Here is a 17,500-nt window from a genome sequence, read left to right as displayed (position 1 = left end):
TAAACTAACGTGAGAGAGGGACGTACCAGCAATGAAACGAAAAATTCCTTTAACAAAATATATAGAAGTGCCGGACGCTGCACATATCGTGTATTTTTTTGAAGACGAGAACGATTATATCGAGAATGTTTTGGCTTATATTTGCAGAGGGATCGAAAAAGGAGATCATCTTCTTATTATAGAAAACAATGTGATTTACGAACAAATAGAGAAAAAAGCAACCGAAATGTTCTCAGAGGAGCAGTTAACATATATTCATTATATCGATAACCACTCCTTTTACAGCTACCATCAGGACTATCATATTCATAGTATAGTAGAACATTTTCATAATACCTTAGAACCTTTTTTAACCAGCAATGTTACCGTTCGCACGTGGGCTCATGTTGAATGGGAGGCAAAAGAGGATATCGAACGTCAACTTGATGAATTTGAGCAATTGGCGGATTGTAGTGTGAACGAGATGGGGCTTGTCTCAGTCTGTGCCTATCCTGCTTCAGCTGTTTCTGCCTCGCTGCAGACGGCAATGATGCGCAGTCACGAATACTTGATGACTGATAAAGAGTTGGTCCGGTCTTCCTTATACAAAAAGCCTAGTTTAAGAAAGTAGCAATCTTTCCATCCAGTCGAAGCTTTTTCACTTCCTATAATGAAAGACGACGCATACAAGAAGCGGGATATCAGACTCTATTCATAGTCTAGTTTACGTTTTAAAAAATACAGAACACAAAGAAGCAGTAACCTTGATAAAAGTTGGTGACAGGAATGCTTAAAGGAAATGAAAGCGAAAGATTGCGCGAAAATTTAGAGTTAAATGTAAATGAAATAGTAACTGAGGCTTACCACCTTGCACGTGAACAGCAACATTCTATGCTAAAAGGAGACCTGGGGGAAGAGGCGTTTATTCATCACTCTAGTTCCTTTATTTCTGGGATTATTAGATTACTCGGCGACCCTCAGGCAGATGAACATGAATGTCCGATTGATTGGGAGAAAGAATTTGGTTTTCACTTGTTGAACAGCCGGGAAATTGCTTCAATATTAGTAGAAGTGTTACCGTTTTGTAAAAAAGCGATTTGGAAGTATGCTTACAATAAAATAAATGAAGAACAAACTGCAGTTCTCGATGTTTTTACGTTTGTTCAACAGGTGGATGATTGTGTCGAGAATATAAGAAATCAATTTGATACAAAATTCCTTGAAGATACCGAAAGTATATTCTCCACTTTTGAAGAAAAAATTAAGCAGTTATCTGCTCCACTTATTCCAGTATCTAAGGATTTAGCGATCTTGCCCTTAATTGGAGAAACGGATATCCCACCTTTGTTAAATGACTCTACGATTTTAGCACGGGCTCAAGATTTAGAGATCAGCACCTTAATTGTTGAGCTTTCTGGTATCTCTCATATTGATACAATGGTGGCACAGCATATATTTACACTAAGCAACGCCTTAAAGTTAGTAGGAATTGAAGTGATTTTAACTGGTATTTCCCCGGCGGTTGCCCAAACATCCGTCAATCTAGAACTACCTATTAACAGCCGATTTAAGATCTATTCAACCCTATCAACCGCATTATCAAAACTAAACTATACATTTTAACTGACAGCAGGCTGAATAACAAACAGAAACCCCGAGCTTCCAGCGGGGTTTCTTTATAATGAGAAACGTGAACATTCGCCTTCTCCCTAGTAGTGGTGATTTTCTTCTGCAGCCATGGCAATAGCTTTCGTTTCATGAACAGTGCCGTAGGGATGTTCAGGCGGCGCATAAATCGTGTACAGTTTAAGCGGGCTATATCCCGTATTCGTTAGGTTGTGCCAGCTTCCCGCCGGGACAAAGATGGCGTAATCTGCATATACTTCTGCTTCAAAGTCCAGTTGATCTTGACGTTCCCCCATTTGTACAAATCCTTGCCCTGCTTCCACCCGCAGGAATTGGTCATGGTCTGGATGAACTTCTAACCCGATATCATCACCTGCTTCGATACTCATTACTGTTAATTGTAAATGATCCCCTGTCCATAATGCTGTACGAAACGTATTGTTTTGTGTCGTAGCCTCTTCAATATCCACGACAAACGGTGCGCTTCCATAGTCTTTCAAGGCTTGCTCGTGATAAGGTCTGAAGCGGTCCGCATAGTCGGTTTCAGCTGTACAGGCTCGCACAAATACATCTCGCACGAGGGGGTGCTGTGTAAGTAAACAAGCCTTTTGATAGTCTTCCTGACCTTCTGCTTCAGCTTGATTAGCCTTTTGTAGACCTTCCCTGAAGGAATGAAACGTTTCTTGTTCAATTTGATAGTCTGGAGCTCTTCCTGTAAGTGTGACATAGAGATGTTGAAACTGCTGAAGCTGATTAGTTTTGTTTTCAAGCGTATGGAGTATGGCATTTCGCTGCGTTTGGTTTGGGGCAAGAGAAACCAAGCGCCGATAGAGATCAATGGCAGAAGCTTCTCGTTCGATCCCAGCAAGTATAGCAGCTTCGACTTGTTGACCTTCTTCTTGATGAGTTCGCGCCATATACTCTGGCTGAACTGGCGCTGGGACCATTTGGCCGAAATAAGGATCCATGTAAGGAACATAGTACATTCTCATCATCTCCTATTCAATGTGCTAAAGCTATCATATGCCTAGCTGCTGAAAGTGTACGTTCAACTAGAAGAATCTGCTCGGCTCCCTGATTGTAGTAACACTTCCCCATAAAAAAACAGACCGGTGCATAGCATTCCCCGGTCTGTTTCACTTCTTATTTTTTATTTAACATAACAAGATTTGTTTATTCCTCTCCTAGTGCATCCACAAATGCATTGACATTATGTTCCATCATATCAATGTACGTATCTACACCGCTTCCTTCTTCACCAAGTGCTTCAGAATAAATAACATCATCATAAATCGGCACCCCGGAGCTATCCGAAACGGACTCCATATAGTCAGGACTTACACTCGTTTCGATAAAGACGTACGGCACGTCTTGCTCCTCTAAGCTATCAACAAGCCTAGATATTTGTTGCGGCGTTCCTTCTTCGTGAGCATTCAATTCCCAAATGCCTGCGGTTTCAAAATTATATGCTTCGCCAAAATAGACAAAAGCATCTTCACTAATAGCAATGAAACGGTGTTCTTCTGGTATGTTTTCAGTCTCTTCTTCTATCCACTCGTCTAATTCCGCCAACTCTTCTTTAAAACGTTCGGCGTTTTCCGTGTATGTGTCTTCTCCTTCTGGATCTTCTTCAACCAAGTATTCCACAATGTTATCAACTTGTGTTTTTACTAAGGTTGGATCCAGCCATACATGTGGGTCATCCACGTCTCCGTCAGATAATGGAATAGGGGTAATCCCTTCAGACACTTCCACCGCCGAGGTGTCGGTGACATTATCCATTAACGATTCTAACCAGCTTTCTAAACCAAGACCATTAAGAATAAACAGATCAGAATCAGTTACTTGTTCAAAGTCACTAGGCGTTGGTTCATGCTCTTCAGGCTCTTCGCCACGCGGGACAATATAGTCTACCGTTCCGCGCTCCCCTACTACCTGATCTACGATATCGGCTAATACAGAGAAACTGGTGGTGATCTGAAGCTCTTCTTCCGCGGCTTCTTCACCTTCTTCTCCAGTTTCTTCTTCGCCTTCGTCCACTTCTTCATTTTCTGGGCTGTCCGTTTCTTCTCCACACCCGATAAGAATGAAGCTCAAGGCAAGTGGTAACCCGAGCATCTTAAAAAAAGGCTTTGTGTTACTCATGTTGATTCTCCTCTCCTTACTGCTTATTTTTCTATAACAACAGGCGAGCGGTTAAGCTCTACCTGTAGATAGCTTTTTGTACCACCGAAGTGCCACGCCTTGCTTCGGTGAGAAGAAAAAGGCCAGCGTAAATAAGATCGATGCCACAACAACAATGGATGCTCCTGTTGCTACATCATAAATATAGGAGAAATAGACGCCGCTCACGGCTGAAATAACGCCGAACAACGAGGATAACACCAACATAACCGGCAGCCGTTCCGTTAGCAAATAGGCAGTCGCCCCTGGAGTGATCAGCATGGCAACGACCAGAATAATTCCCACTGTGTTTAAAGATGCGACCGTAACAAGAGAGAGCACAATCATAAGAATATAATGAATAAGTTTGGTTGGCAGACCAATTGCTTGTGCCATCGTGGGATCAAATGTACTTAATACTAATTGTTTATAAAACAGCATAATAGCCAGCAGGACAACGACCGTGATCCCTAAGGTCACCCACAGGTCCTGGCGTGAGACAGCTAGAACATTTCCGAACAAAATGTGCCACACATCTATACTGGTTCCGCTGAGCGTGGTTACCATGACAATTCCAAGGGCAAATGTAGCCGTCAACAAAATCCCGATGGCGGAATCATCTTTTACTTTGCTGTTTTGACTAATAAAGCCAATCCCTAAAGCAGCCAGAGCCCCGGTAGCTACAGCACCGATAAAAAACCCACTGCTTCCTAACATATAAGAGATGACAACACCGGGCAGGACGGCATGCGAGATCGCTTCGCCCATTAACGCCATGCCTCTTAAAATGATAAAACAGCCGACAACACCGCAAAGAACCCCTACTAAGGCCCCTGCAATCAAGCCATTTTGTAAAAAGGTATACGTGCTTACTGCTTCTAAAAAGTAGCTGAGCTCCTCCATTATCCGGTCACCACCACCTTGCCATCTTTATCAGACAACAACGCAATATTGCCGTTATATGCTCTGCTCACCAACTCGGGCTGAAAGACCTTCTCCTTTTCCCCAAAGCCAATCAGTGTCTTATTTAATAACATCAGGCTATCAAAATATTTATCCACTTTACTGAGGTCATGGTGAACGACAAAAATGGTTTTCCCTTCGTCTCGCAGCTTTCCTAACAATTCAATGATGATATTTTCTGAAGAAATATCAATGCCGGCAAACGGTTCATCCAAAAAGAGAATGTCTCCTCCCTGCGCCAAAGCCCGGGCTAAAAAGACGCGCTGCTGTTGGCCTCCGGATAATTCACCAATTTGGCGCTTCCGGTAATCGATCATGCCAACTTGCGTTAACGAGTCCAGCGCCTGTTTGCGCTCATTCTTGCCCGGTCGTTTCCACCATTTTAAATGAGGATAACTTCCCATCAGCACAACATCCTCTACCAATACAGGAAAATCAAAATCAATCATGCTGCGCTGCGGAACATAAGCAATTTGCTTTCTCACTTTGGAAATCGACTTTCCAAAAACCGTCACTTCTCCATGGTTTTTACGAACCATGCCTAACATCGCTTTAATCAGGGTTGATTTACCGGCCCCATTCGGTCCAATAATCCCTACTAATTGTTGCGGAGAAGCATCAAAAGATATATTCTCAAGCGCAGTATGCCCGTGATACGTAACGGACAAGTTTTTTACTTGCACTGCAGATGTCATAATAAAGCCTCCTTTTTCGCCTGCTTCGTCAATAAAAGTCAGCTATTTTTTGTATAGGACAAGTAATTTGCGCAAAGGCAACTTTTATCGAAAAAAAATAGGTTCAAACCATTATTTATATTACATAGCACCTAGTTTTGTCCAGAGCGAAGTAATTTGCCCCAGACCAACTTTTAGATACAAAAAAGTTAAACATTCAATTATGTTCCCTTTGTTGATGCAGGCAATTGTTTTACCTTCTTGTTTAGAAAGAGATTCCTATGAAGTTTTTCCCTTGTGCAAAACCTAGTGTCATTATAGATGATGGCAACCTCCTATGTCTAGCACAATTTTTTATAAATAGAATCAATTTCATAATGACGTTTCATGAACAATAAAACGAATAATACAAATTTTTTACTATACGGCATTCCAAAAGTCACTGAAACGTAAGACGGCGACTCCCAGAGGATAACGCGCAGTCTGAAGATCCACTTTTTCGCATGGTTACATCGAAAAAGTTAGCTGAAGACAAGCCCTCGGGAAAGCGTCCGTCTGAAGTGAAGATCACATTCATTTTTCCGATTTGAATACATTATTTTGAATTATGACATTGATTCAATAGTTAGTAAAAAACAACAATCGTGCTTAAACGTTGGGCTTTGGCTTATATCACCACCTTCTGTTCAACCATCTGTGCTTCGTTTAAAGCTTTTCATCTACTGTATGCGCCCAAGGGCGAAGAGGTGTATGAGAAAACAGAAATGAACTTTTCATGTATTATTTTTTACCCACTACAGGGAGAAACGCCTACCGTCTCAAAAACCAGGCCTCTAGAACTGAATCACCTACAAGCAAAACAATAAACCCAGCAAATAAAACCAACATCATATAATCCAAACGCGTATACTGAAGAGTACGATAAGTCGTACGTTTCGCCCCCGTCCCGTACGCACGGGAATCAATGGCATCCGTTAATTGTTCCGCTCGCTGCAGCGAAGATATAATCAGCGGGATCAATACGGGAACATAAAGATAGACTCGTTTGAACAGATTTTTGTCAGCAAACGTCGCGCCCCGTGCTTTTTGAGCTTCGATGATCTTTTCAGCTTCTTGGAGCAGCGTAGGAATGAAGCGAAGCGCTAGCGAGACCATGAGAGAGATTTGCTGGACGGGCAGATGGAGACGTTCGAGCGGCTGCCACAGCTTGGCAAGCGCAAAAGATAAGTCGAGCGGCTTTGTCGTAAGGGTTAAAATGGAGGCCATAACTACTAACAACACAATCCGCACGAGCATTTCCATCCCGGACTTTATCCCTTCCACATATACTGTAAACCAACCCAAGGTAAAAAGCGGTTGCTGCCCTTGGCTAAATACGATGTGAAACATAACGAGAACGAGCAAAAAGAATAGCATCGGGCGCAGCCCTTTGAAGAAAAAGCGAAGTGGAATACGGCTCGCTACAACAGCCCCCGCTACAATTAAAGCGGCTGTTACATAGCCCACAACATCATCGACAAACAAAATGGCTACCATAAACGAAAATATGCTCATCACTTTCGTGCGCGGGTCGAGCGTGTGAAAAACTGATTGTCCTTGTACATATTGTCCAACTAATACGTTTGCCATTACGCATGCCTCGTTTGCTTGCTGAATATCGTTTTGATTTGTGTAAAGACGTGTTGTTCTTGCAACGTACGGAGCGGGATTTGTTTCCCGCTTGCCTGTTCCAGCCCTTTAATCAATTTCACACAGTCGGGCACATTCAGGCCGGCCTGCCGGAGCAGTTCACCCTGCTTTAGAAACAGCGTGACCGGATCGGCGTGTGCCATTAGTGTTCCATTCTGTAAAAGAGCAACAGAATCGGAGAACTCAGCCACATCATTCATATGGTGAGAGACCAATATGACGGTCCGCTTCGTTTGCCGGCGCCAGTTATCAATCATTTGCAACATTTCAGTTTTTCCTTTTGGGTCCAGGCCGGCGGTTGGTTCATCTAGAATAAGAACGCGCGGGTCCATCGCCAGAACACCAGCCAGCGCAACTCGCCGCTTTTCCCCACCACTTAAATGAAATGGTGCCCGCTCAAGGTATGCATCATGTAAGCCCACTGCCAGGAGAGCTTCACGGATCGCTTGTTCAATTCGTTTCTTCTTCCAGCCCAACTGTTTGGGGCCAAAACTGAGATCTTTGTGTACGGTAGACTCAAACAATTGATGTTCCGGTCGTTGAAAAACAAAGCCGATCGTTGAAAGGATATTCCCTTGTTGCGCTGAAGCGACCACGTCCCCGTCAAGTGAAATAGTACCTGCCGCAGGTTGAAGCAATCCTTTTAGCAGGCGAACGAGCGTTGACTTTCCGGAGCCGGTATGACCGATCACTGACAACCACTGCCCCGGTGGAATGGTTAAAGAAATGGCATCTACCGCCGGCCCCTTCATTTCTGCCCCCATTTCATGATAGAAATAGCTGACCTCTTTTAATTCAAGTTGCATAATGCTTCCACCAATCCTTCGTATGTCGTAATGCCGACGGGGAGCGGCAGACCTGCTTGCCGCAGCGATTCATTGGCTCGAACAACAAATGGAGCTTCCAGCTGATGTTCACGCAGGGTGCCAGGTTGTTGCAGCAACTCTTTGGATGGCTCGTCTACCTGTACAACTCCCTGGTCCAAAAGCAGCACACGCGAAGAAAAGAGCACTTCCTCCATGCAATGTGTAATATTGATAACGGTAAACCCGTCCTCATGCAATGCTTTCATCAACTCCATCACCTGCTGTTTGCCGGCTGGGTCCAGCATCGAAGTAACTTCGTCAAAAATGAGTACGTTTGGCCGCATGGCAAGTACTGCAGCAATCGCTACCCGCTGTTTTTGGCCGCCTGATAACTGATGAGGCTGTCGATCTTTGAAGTGCTCCATTCCTACCTGCCGTAGCGCTCTTTCTGCCCGTTCATCCATTTCCTCGCGCGGACACGCTATGTTCTCAAGTCCGAAAATGAGTTCATCAAAGACGGTGGTCGTAATGAGTTGGTCTTCTGGATTTTGAAACACCATGCCCACCATTTGCCGAACGTCTTGTAGACTTGCTGTTGTTAGCTGAAACCCGTCTACATGGATGCTTCCGCTTGTCGGCAGTAACAACCCATTCATTAATCTCGCTGCTGTTGATTTGCCGCACCCGTTCGGCCCAACGATGCTGATGAATTCCCCTTTTTGGACATGAAATGTCAGGTCATTCAGTACGTGACGGCCTCCTGGATAGGTAAATGATACATTTGTAAATGTAAGCACGGTATCAACCTTCTTTATAGTTATAGCATGACGGCCGGCGGGCCAGCTCTTATGCACGGGAACGCCGCTTGCCTGAACGACAGGTTTCACATGGCCCTATTACATGTAGTAGTACTCTTCCTTCCATGGCCGCTCGTTCGGCGTGCTGCTCGCAGGAAGCTCGGCCATTCCTTGCATAGTAACGGCCGTAAGCAATAACGTCTTTTTAAGAGAGTTTTTTATAAAAAGCGGAGTACGATCTTGCCAGTGACAATTCGTCTATCTTGTTGGTCCTTGCCAACATACTGAAACGAAACGAGAGCGTTGTTTTCTTCGCTTGCTTTCACCACAAACCAGAACGTAAGCTGCCCCCCGGCATAAAGCGGGTTATAAAAGCGGGTCTCATACGAATCCACAATTGAAACACGGTTAAGTTCCCGATTCAACGCGGCATGGGCTGCTGCCATTACGAGCATGCCGTGTGCTATTTCTTTATCAAAACCTGCCGCTTGAGCGGCTTTTTCGTCGAGATGAATTGGATTCTTGTCAGCCGATGCTGACGCATACGCGTTCAGTTGCTTCTTATCAAACGCCTCACTGTAGAGCGGCCCAATGACGGCTTCTTTTTCTAGCTGCTCCATGGCTACATCTCCTTTTCAATCTTCAGGTTTTGCTGAAACGAAATAAACGTTGAATCAGCCGTAAATACCCGCTCCGATTGTTCATCTTTTCTAAACCCTTCTAATCGCTGTTCAAGCCTTGTCATCAACTGCCCTTCTCCGCGGAAACGCTGGGTAGCGTTTACAAGCTGTAATTGACAAACATACGTATTTCCTGCCGTTATGGGAGAGTCATAATGAAACGACTGTTTGCCATGCAGAAGTGGTTCTGTAATTCGTGCAAGCCATGGCACTTCAACTTCGTGCCAGCATAGGACCGGGTATGTAGGCGGGGCTACAAGACTGCTAAACCCTGCTGCTTGAGCCGCGTCTTCTTCCACATGAATGCCGCTCATAAACCCTATACTGCGGGCAAAGAGCTGGATGTCTTCTCTGGTGATATGCACCTTGAAACGCTCAGTGCGTGTACCTGGGGTAATCTTTATCATCTCAGCATCCTCTCCTATTCACTTGCTTGAAAAAGAACTGCACTGCCCATACCTCCGCCAATTCCGAGGGTTGCCAGTCCGTAATTCAGTCCTGCCCGCGTGTTCATTTCTGTCACCAACCGTGTCACCAAAATCGCACCCGAAGCCCCGTACGGATGACCAAATGCTATCGCCCCTCCACCTGCGTTCACTTTTTCTTCCGGTATCTTAAGCTCGTGCAATGAGGCCAGCACTTGAGAAGCGAAGGCTTCGTTAAATTCGACCAGGTCAATATCAGTACTAGTAAGCTGTTGGCGTTCTAATAGTTTTTGCACGGCTGGAACGGGGCCGATGCCTAAATAATTAGGGTCCACTCCCTGAGTGTTTGCATCTACAAACGTAAGTAAGGGACTCAGTCCAAGATCACTGCATTTCTCCTTAGACATCAGCAGCACTACTGCAGCGCCGTCGTTTATTTGACAGGCATTCCCGCTCGTCACTGTACCTTGTTCAATAAATACTGGCGGCAAACGGCGCAGCCTGCGTTCACTCATATTCGCGCGCGGCCCTTCATCTATTTCAGCGGATACGCCAGGTACGGGGACAATTTCTGATGCAAAACGTCCGTCTGCTTGGGCGCTCCATGCCTTGGCATGACTATTGGCCGCAAACCGATCCTGCTCGCTTCTGGAAATACCGTATTTCTCAGCTACATTTTCAGCAGCCTCGCCCATTTCCGGGTCCCCTGTCTCTTCAGGTGCGAACGGTGCCCGCATATAAAATTCCGGCCCTTGTCCGTACAACGAGCGAGGCTTATGAATGCGCCACGGGGCGCGGCTCGTGCTTTCCACGCCTCCGGCCAAATAAAGATCGCCAGCCCCGGCTTGGATAAGTCGAGCTGCTATTGTAATCGCTTCTAGCCCCGATCCACACTGTCTATCGATAGTAACGCCCGGCACACTCTCAGGCAGCCCTGCTTTTAAGGCAGTTTTCCGGGCGATATTGCCTCCTGGGCCGACAGCGTTACCGAGGATAACTTCATCGATCTCACCACCATTAATCTCATTCATTTCTAAGATATGTTGAATCAGCGAAGCAGCCAGCTCTTCAGGTTCTACGTGTTTCAACGCCCCGCCTTCTTTTCCAACCGGCGTACGCTTCGCTGCGACGACTACGGCTTCACGCATAGGAGTCCTCCCCCTTTCTCTTTACATGCTCGCGCGCGATTTTCCCACTGGACGTATATGAAAATTCACTCACCTGTTCAATAGCCTGCGGAACCTTATAGGAAGCTAGATACATCCGGCAATGGTCTTTGATTTCTTTCAGCGAAAGCGGCTCGGTTCTCCATTTGACATAAGCGACGACTTTCTCGCCGCGACTTGTGTCAGCTACTCCTGTCACCACCACTTCTTCCACCTCTTCACGCAAGCGAAGCACCGTTTCGATTTCTTCTGGATAAATATTCAACCCACTGCTGATAATCATATGTTTGGCCCGGCCGACGATATATAGAAAACCGTCTTCATCGATGCGCGCGTAGTCTTCTAGCTTAAGCCAGTCCCCATTAATGGCCTCTGCTGTAGCAAGCGCTTCCTGATAGTAGCCAGAAAAGATCATCGGGCTTTTGACGTACAAGCGGCCAACCTCATTTGTTTCGACTTCTCTTCCGTTTTCAGCAAGGATGGACAGCTGGACGCCGGGAAACGGACGGCCGACGGCATTAGGTTTCGTTTGATTATCTGCCGGGTTTAACAGGGAGACAAAGCTCGCTTCAGACGAGCCATAAAATTCATAGATCTGCACGCCCGGTAAGTGCTTGCGTGCTTCTTCTTTTGAAGGGGCCGGCCATTTCGCTCCAGAAGAGATTAGTTTCTTAGGTGGGGACACGTCCTGCTTTTTCTTTTTGATTATCTGAAGCAAGGCCTCGGTCATCGTTGGTACCATAAACAGCACCGTTTGCTTATGGCGCTGAAGATGGTTAAGGAGCTGAAACGGCTGGAATGAAGCCATTAATCGAACCGTTGCTCCCATTGTTAACGCATGCATTACAGCAAATAGTGTAAGCGAATGGACAAGTGGCCCGGGAGCGATAATCGTATGCTCGGAATGGAGACCTAGTTCTTGCCTGGCCGCATCAAAGCTATCCAGCCACGACTGCTGGGAGCGGACATAACCTTTCGGACGCCCAGTTGTTCCTGAGGTAAAACCAATAAATAAAGTGTCCGTGGTGTTGGACTGATTTGGGAAGCAGGCAGAAGCTTGGTTCAGCCAGTCCTTGAAAGGTGCCCCAGCCCCAAACTCTCCTGATGGCCCGAGGTGATAAACATGAATCTGTCCCCTTGTTGACACACTTTTTTGACCGGAAAACCGCTCGGGCTGATCACAAACTAGAACGTCAGGTTCACAACGTGCGAGTACAGCTGTCACTTCTCGGCTGCTCCACTTTGGATCACACGGTATCGGAACAGCGCCTGCTTTGACCACTCCTAAAAAAATCGTGACAAACTCTATCGAATTTTCAAGCAGCAATGCCACATGCGCACCGGGCCTGTACCCCCTGTTGTGAAGAGTATTTGCCACCTGGTTAATCTCTTGTTCCAGCTCAGCATATGTTCGCATTTGTACCCCAAGCTGTAGGGCTATTTTATGAGGAGACACTTCTTTACTTCTCGTAATAAGGGCAGTGATGCTCACGATGCTTCCCTCCAGACGCTTACTTTTTCTAACTTCTACGTTAGCATTGCTGCTTTACGCAGCCTGCTGTTCTCGCTCTTTAAGCCAACGCTTTTCTTCGATTGGACTGAAGGAACGAATCTGGTAAACAACCACGGCTGCCAACACAGCCTTAAGCAAATCCCCTGGCAAAAATCCAGCTGAGGCCAGAAAGGCAACTTCAATCGGCACATCAGTAATAAAGGCTTGGTACGGAGCTCCAATTCCATAAATAAACAAAATCCCACCAAAAATATGGACGCATAAAAGCTTCCATATTTTCAACGAAACCCATAAACGTTCAACCATATACCCCATTAGCATCGCAGCAAATGGATAACTAAGCACGAAGCCACCAGACGGACTCGCAAACACAGAGAGCCCCCCTCGTCCACCAGCTAAAATCGGGGCGCCAAGAACGATGAGCAAAACAAACAACCCCGTACTCATCCCGCCTAGCTTCATACCCAAGAAACTTCCTGCCAACATAACGCCGAGCGTCTGCGCTGTAACCGGAACCGGGGTGAACGGAAGCGGGATTGGCGGCAGCAATCCTAACACAGCAATAATTGCAGCAAACAACGCAGCCAATACCATCTCTTTTGTTGTCATATGTAGACCCACCTTTTTAAAAAAGTTATGTAAATAGGCGTATAATGACCAAGACTAAGGTGGCAAGGACACAGCCCATTTGTTAACCTAAAAAACGAACAAGTTAACGTTTGTACTTTATGACAATAAAAGATTTTGAGTAGACTGTCAATTGCAAATAAACTATTTTGAGCAAAGAATTAAAGGATGCAGCGAGTTGATCGATGAGATGAGGTTAGAATGTTATGACAAAGATAAAAAACATGCCGCACCGAGCAGACATGCTTTCGTGATGGACATTTATGTCGTTATTTGCTCCAATTTGGCATTTTTAAAGATTAGCGGAACATATGGATCCGTTAGCTGTGATGAGAGGTGCTCCATGCCTTCCCTCTACTTTCTTTATTTCTTTTTCTACCAAAAAAACAGCGGCCTTCTCTTTCAAAGCCACTGTCTCATTGGTTTTTCTACGACATTTATTCTCGTATCGTTTCTGAACGATCTTTCAAATCGGAAACAATTTGCGGATAAAGTTTATCAAGTTTGTAAAACAGCATAAGCACGAGTTGAATCAACGCGAAAATGAGCGGCATGTAGATAAACATGAATTCAATTGCAATTAAGGCCGATTCAGGCTGTTGTCCTCCTGCTGTCCCACTTAAATAGCCACCGAACGCCAGAATCCAACCAATCATAGCCGCGCCCAGGCCATTCCCTACTTTTGTCCCGAAGCTCCCTGCACTATAAACAAGTCCTTCGGTACGGACTCCGGTTTTCCATTCCCCATATTCAATCGTATCCGCAAGCATGGCAAACATCGAGCCGGTGACTGGAGCCATAGCAATTCCACGTATAATCGTACCAATAATGACGAAAGTCAAGCTTTCAGGGTTGACCGCAATCACGGCCGTTCCAATCCCAATTCCGATACAGCCTGAAATAATTGCGTTCCGTTTGCCAACACGTTTTATAAATGGAGCCATTACAAGCATCGTCGCAAGCATTGGAACCAGAGAGACTGCGGTCAATAATCCAACTAGACCGGGGTCATTTAAAATATATTCAGCGTAATATACATTTACGCCTGTGTTAAGGCCCTGGAGAGAATAAGTAGCAATCATAAAGAAAACCATCAGGCACCAGTATTTATTTTTAAATAACGCTTTTAATCCTTTTTTCAAAGGAATGTTTTGACTTTCCTTACTTGGGTCAGCGGCTTGTACTCGTTCCTTGGTCGTAAAGAAGGTTGTAAGAAAAAAGCCAAAAGCCAGCAGTGCAAACAGCGCGAACGTGATTTGCCAGCCGATTGAGCCGCCGCCGAAAAAATCGACCATCGGCAGAACCATTACACTAATTAAAAGCGTCGCAGCAATTGCCATAAACATTCGGAAGATGTTTAAGACTGAACGCTGGTATTGATCTTGGGAAAGCAATGAGTTCAATACACCATAAGGAATATTAATACCTGTATAAACAAGGTTTAAAAGGTTATACGTAACCACAATATAAATAATAGTCGCCGCTGTGCCCATCTCGGGAACGCTGAATAAAAGAACCGTTAGAAGAGCAAATGGAAGAGCCAGCCATAACAGCCAAGGCCTCGCTTTTCCGTGCTTTGATTTGGTTTTATCGACGACAAAACCCATTCCGATATCAGTAACGCCATCAAACACGCGCGAAAATAATAGAATAGTACCGACAATCGCAGCAGACACTCCGACCACGTCGGTATAATAATACGTCAAAAATGTTGCGATTGCCGCAAACACAATGTTGCTGGCGAAGTCTCCCATTCCATAACCCAGCCGCTCCCCGAACCCAATTGTTGTTCCCTGGACAGGTGGTTGGCCTCCGCTTTCTATTTCCTTTTTTACTTTTGCTTCCATTGCGATAACCACCTTTCTTTCTTTTTTAAAGCGCTTTCATATCGTTCGAAAATTAAGACCTGTCACATTCGAGCCAAAGAAAGCCTACGCCTTGTCTAAAGATCATGCACTTCGGTCCGTTTGCATCACACCCGCCTAAAGCCAGCTTTCTCATCCTCTTGGTTAACAGAGCTCCATAGAAAAGGACAATTGAAAGCGTGGCAGCCGCCAGCCTCCAGCGGCCGCTCACATTATAGTTTTATGAACTTAATTGATACGCATTTAATTCTTCAAGCAGCGTTTTCAGATGTGTTTCGTTGAATGCCCCCTGGCTAAATGGAATTAACGCGCGCAGCGGCATATATTGAACCATAGCATCCATCATCTCATCCCGGTTTTCTTGAGTTTTTACCGCACCAAGGAGCCCCGAGTCTGAATCTAAGGAAGCTAAATAAGACGTGAACGTATTTGCTGCTTCCTGGTCTACCAAAATATCACCAATGGTCGTATTGCGGTGGAACACCGGGCGGCTTTTTGGCACGGTGGACGTTACTTGAACACTCGCTTGCTCGGCAATATTCGCTGCCGAATGTCCCGCTAGCAATTGGAACTCGCCGCTTGCCACTATCCAGTCTTTGCGGTCAGTGTCGTAGTAAGCAAAGGCCCGTTTATCGAGTGTGACTTTCACTTCTTTTTCTTCCCCCGGATCCAACTGAACTTTCGTAAATTGCTTCAGTTCTTTTTCCGGCCGGATCACAGGGCTGTCAACTTCTTTAACATAGAACTGAACGACTTCTTTACCAGCCCGGTCCCCTGTATTTTTCACTGTTACATAAACATCCAGCTCATCTTGGTCCGTTATCTCCGTTTGCGAGACGCGCAGATCCCGGTAAGAAAAGGTCGTATAGCTTAAACCGTGGCCAAAGGGGAATAGTGGCGCAATTTCTTTTGCATCGTAATACCGGTAGCCCACAAACAGCCCTTCACTGTAAACCGCTTTATCGCCTTCTCCAGGAAAGTGGAGGTGAGCTGGTGTGTGGCTCAATTTTTCTGGGAAGGTTTCCGCCAAACGGCCGCTAGGATTAACGGCGCCGTAAAGCACGTCAGCTGCAGCCCCTCCAACAGCCTGGCCGCCAAGGTAGCCTTCTAGCACTGCTTTTACATTATGAATCCAAGGCATCTCCACCGGGGCACCATTACTTAAGATGACCACTACTTCGGAGGTAATGGCACTTATTTCTTCAATTAGCTTTACTTGATTCGTCGGCAAATGGAGGTGCGTGCGGTCATAAGCTTCCGATTCATAGTGGTCGGGAAGGCCGGCAAAAATGACGACTTTTTCCGCCTTTTCGGCTTGTTCTTTCGCTTCTTGCATAAGCGTTTCATCAATTACATCTGTTGTGGCATCAAAACCTTGCGCAAATGTGATGCCTGCGGATGTGTGCTGCTTTATCTCATTTAGCGCTTCATCAAGCTTTGTCGGGTTCACATGCGAGCTGCCGCCGCCCTGGTACCGGGGCGCCTTTGCAAAAGAACCAATAACTGCCACGTCTTCATTCTTTTCAAGCGGCAAAATATCATCTTCATTTTTCAACAGCACCATGCTGTCACCTGCTACTTGCCGGGCCAGCTGATGGTGGTCTTCCTCGTTAAACGTTACACCTTCCTGCTTGTTTTCAAGCGCGCGGTAAACGAGTTTTAACAAACGGCGCACCGCTTCATTTAATGTCTCTTCCGGCAATGAACCGTCCTTTACAGCAGCTACAATTTTATCGTCTCCGGACTTATCTCCCGGCGGCATTTCCAGTTCCAATCCTGCTGCTAAAGCAGCTTCGCGTTCATTCACCGCACCCCAATCCGAAACGACAATGCCGTCATATCCCCATTCTTCACGGAGAATATCCGTCAAAAGAACAGGATGTTCGGAGCAATACTCGCCATTTAGCCGGTTGTACGAAGACATAACCGTCCAGGGCTGACTTTTTTTAACGGCGCCTTCAAAACTGGCCAAATAAATCTCGCGCAACGTGCGCTCATCAATCACTGCATCTACCGACATGCGACGGTGCTCCTGGTTATTAGCCGCGAAGTGTTTAAGCGATGCTCCAACCCCTTCGCTTTGCACACCTTGGATATGATGAGCCGCCATTTCCGTGGATAGATACGGATCTTCAGAAAAATATTCAAAATTACGGCCGCATAACGGGGAACGTTTAATATTAGCGCCCGGTCCCAGCAGCACAGAGACATTTTCAGCTTGAGATTCTACCCCCAGTGCGCGACCGACCTCTGCAATCAACTCACGGTCCCACGTACAAGCAAGCCCGGCAGCTGATGGAAAACATGTAGCCGGCACACTGTCATGAACACCGAGATGGTCACTTCCTTCCGGCTGCTTGCGGAGCCCATGCGGTCCGTCGGTTACCATAAGGCGAGGAATATTCAGCCTTTCAAGCGGCTGGGTATACCAAAAATGAGAACCTGAACACAGGCTCGCTTTTTCCTCCAGGGTCATTTCGTTTATGACTGCTTCAATCTTTTCAACCATTACATCCACCTCTTTCAT

Annotated in this window: 16 protein-coding genes; 2 read left to right on the top strand and 14 right to left on the bottom strand. The window is 45.9% G+C overall.

The features are described from left to right. The first annotated feature begins 31 nt into the window (after positions 1–31). Together D469_RS0113760 and D469_RS21270 are read left to right on the top strand one after the other, a co-directional pair. The gene (locus D469_RS0113760; RefSeq protein WP_018923980.1) at positions 32–610 is read left to right on the top strand and encodes an MEDS domain-containing protein; all 579 of its coding nucleotides are present in this window, start codon (positions 32–34) and stop codon (positions 608–610) included. 155 nt (positions 611–765) lie between these two features. Then, positions 766–1,602: an STAS domain-containing protein gene (locus tag D469_RS21270; protein WP_018923979.1), complete on the top strand. Its 837-nt coding sequence runs from the start codon at positions 766–768 to the stop codon at positions 1,600–1,602. Positions 1,603–1,688: 86 nt separating this feature from the next. On the opposite strand, the gene D469_RS0113750 is transcribed toward D469_RS21270, so the two are convergent. The 14 genes from D469_RS0113750 to D469_RS0113685 form a co-directional block, all read right to left on the bottom strand. Further along, complete coding sequence (locus D469_RS0113750) at positions 1,689–2,591, bottom strand: cupin domain-containing protein (protein WP_018923978.1); 903 nt, start codon at positions 2,589–2,591, stop codon at positions 1,689–1,691. A 187-nt stretch (positions 2,592–2,778) separates the two neighbouring features. After that, positions 2,779–3,750, bottom strand: coding sequence for a metal ABC transporter solute-binding protein, Zn/Mn family (locus tag D469_RS0113745; protein WP_018923977.1), 972 nt, complete (start codon positions 3,748–3,750; stop codon positions 2,779–2,781). Positions 3,751–3,801: 51 nt separating this feature from the next. Next, complete coding sequence (locus D469_RS0113740) at positions 3,802–4,671, bottom strand: metal ABC transporter permease (protein WP_018923976.1); 870 nt, start codon at positions 4,669–4,671, stop codon at positions 3,802–3,804. Further along, a complete protein-coding gene (locus D469_RS0113735; RefSeq protein ID WP_018923975.1) occupies positions 4,671–5,426 on the bottom strand; it encodes a metal ABC transporter ATP-binding protein in 756 nt (251 codons plus the stop codon). Before D469_RS0113735 ends, D469_RS0113740 begins: the two co-directional genes overlap by 1 nt. Before the next feature lie 789 nt (positions 5,427–6,215). After that, positions 6,216–7,034: an energy-coupling factor transporter transmembrane component T family protein gene (locus D469_RS20395; protein WP_018923974.1), complete on the bottom strand. Its 819-nt coding sequence runs from the start codon at positions 7,032–7,034 to the stop codon at positions 6,216–6,218. After that, positions 7,034–7,900 carry an ATP-binding cassette domain-containing protein gene (locus tag D469_RS0113725; protein ID WP_040606882.1) on the bottom strand — a complete coding sequence of 289 codons (867 nt, stop codon included), beginning with the start codon at positions 7,898–7,900 and terminating at the stop codon, positions 7,034–7,036. The genes D469_RS20395 and D469_RS0113725 overlap by 1 nt, the downstream gene beginning before the upstream one ends. Beyond that, complete coding sequence (locus D469_RS0113720) at positions 7,885–8,697, bottom strand: energy-coupling factor transporter ATPase (protein WP_018923972.1); 813 nt, start codon at positions 8,695–8,697, stop codon at positions 7,885–7,887. Before D469_RS0113720 ends, D469_RS0113725 begins: the two co-directional genes overlap by 16 nt. A gap of 218 nt (positions 8,698–8,915) precedes the next feature. Further along, the gene (locus D469_RS20390) at positions 8,916–9,317 is read right to left on the bottom strand and encodes a MaoC family dehydratase (RefSeq protein ID WP_018923971.1); all 402 of its coding nucleotides are present in this window, start codon (positions 9,315–9,317) and stop codon (positions 8,916–8,918) included. A gap of 2 nt (positions 9,318–9,319) precedes the next feature. Continuing rightward, complete coding sequence (locus tag D469_RS20385; RefSeq protein ID WP_018923970.1) at positions 9,320–9,784, bottom strand: FAS1-like dehydratase domain-containing protein; 465 nt, start codon at positions 9,782–9,784, stop codon at positions 9,320–9,322. Between the two features lie 14 nt (positions 9,785–9,798). After that, positions 9,799–10,950, bottom strand: a complete 1,152-nt coding sequence (locus D469_RS0113705; protein ID WP_018923969.1) for a thiolase family protein — start codon at positions 10,948–10,950, stop codon at positions 9,799–9,801. Beyond that, positions 10,943–12,460 carry an AMP-binding protein gene (locus tag D469_RS20380; protein ID WP_018923968.1) on the bottom strand — a complete coding sequence of 506 codons (1,518 nt, stop codon included), beginning with the start codon at positions 12,458–12,460 and terminating at the stop codon, positions 10,943–10,945. The genes D469_RS0113705 and D469_RS20380 overlap by 8 nt, the downstream gene beginning before the upstream one ends. A gap of 54 nt (positions 12,461–12,514) precedes the next feature. Beyond that, positions 12,515–13,090, bottom strand: coding sequence for a biotin transporter BioY (locus D469_RS0113695; RefSeq protein ID WP_018923967.1), 576 nt, complete (start codon positions 13,088–13,090; stop codon positions 12,515–12,517). A 455-nt stretch (positions 13,091–13,545) separates the two neighbouring features. Continuing rightward, on the bottom strand, positions 13,546–14,955 hold the full coding sequence (locus D469_RS0113690; protein ID WP_018923966.1) for an MFS transporter: 1,410 nt from the start codon (positions 14,953–14,955) through the stop codon (positions 13,546–13,548). Positions 14,956–15,193: 238 nt separating this feature from the next. Continuing rightward, the gene (locus D469_RS0113685; RefSeq protein ID WP_018923965.1) at positions 15,194–17,482 is read right to left on the bottom strand and encodes a beta-glucosidase; all 2,289 of its coding nucleotides are present in this window, start codon (positions 17,480–17,482) and stop codon (positions 15,194–15,196) included. Positions 17,483–17,500 lie beyond the last annotated feature (18 nt).

Source organism: Salsuginibacillus kocurii DSM 18087 (assembly GCF_000377705.1).
In the GTDB taxonomy this organism is placed as follows: Bacteria; Bacillota; Bacilli; order Bacillales; family Marinococcaceae; genus Salsuginibacillus; species Salsuginibacillus kocurii.
The sequence above is the reverse complement of the archived record's forward strand: the minus strand, read 5'-3'. Positions and strand labels throughout refer to the sequence as shown.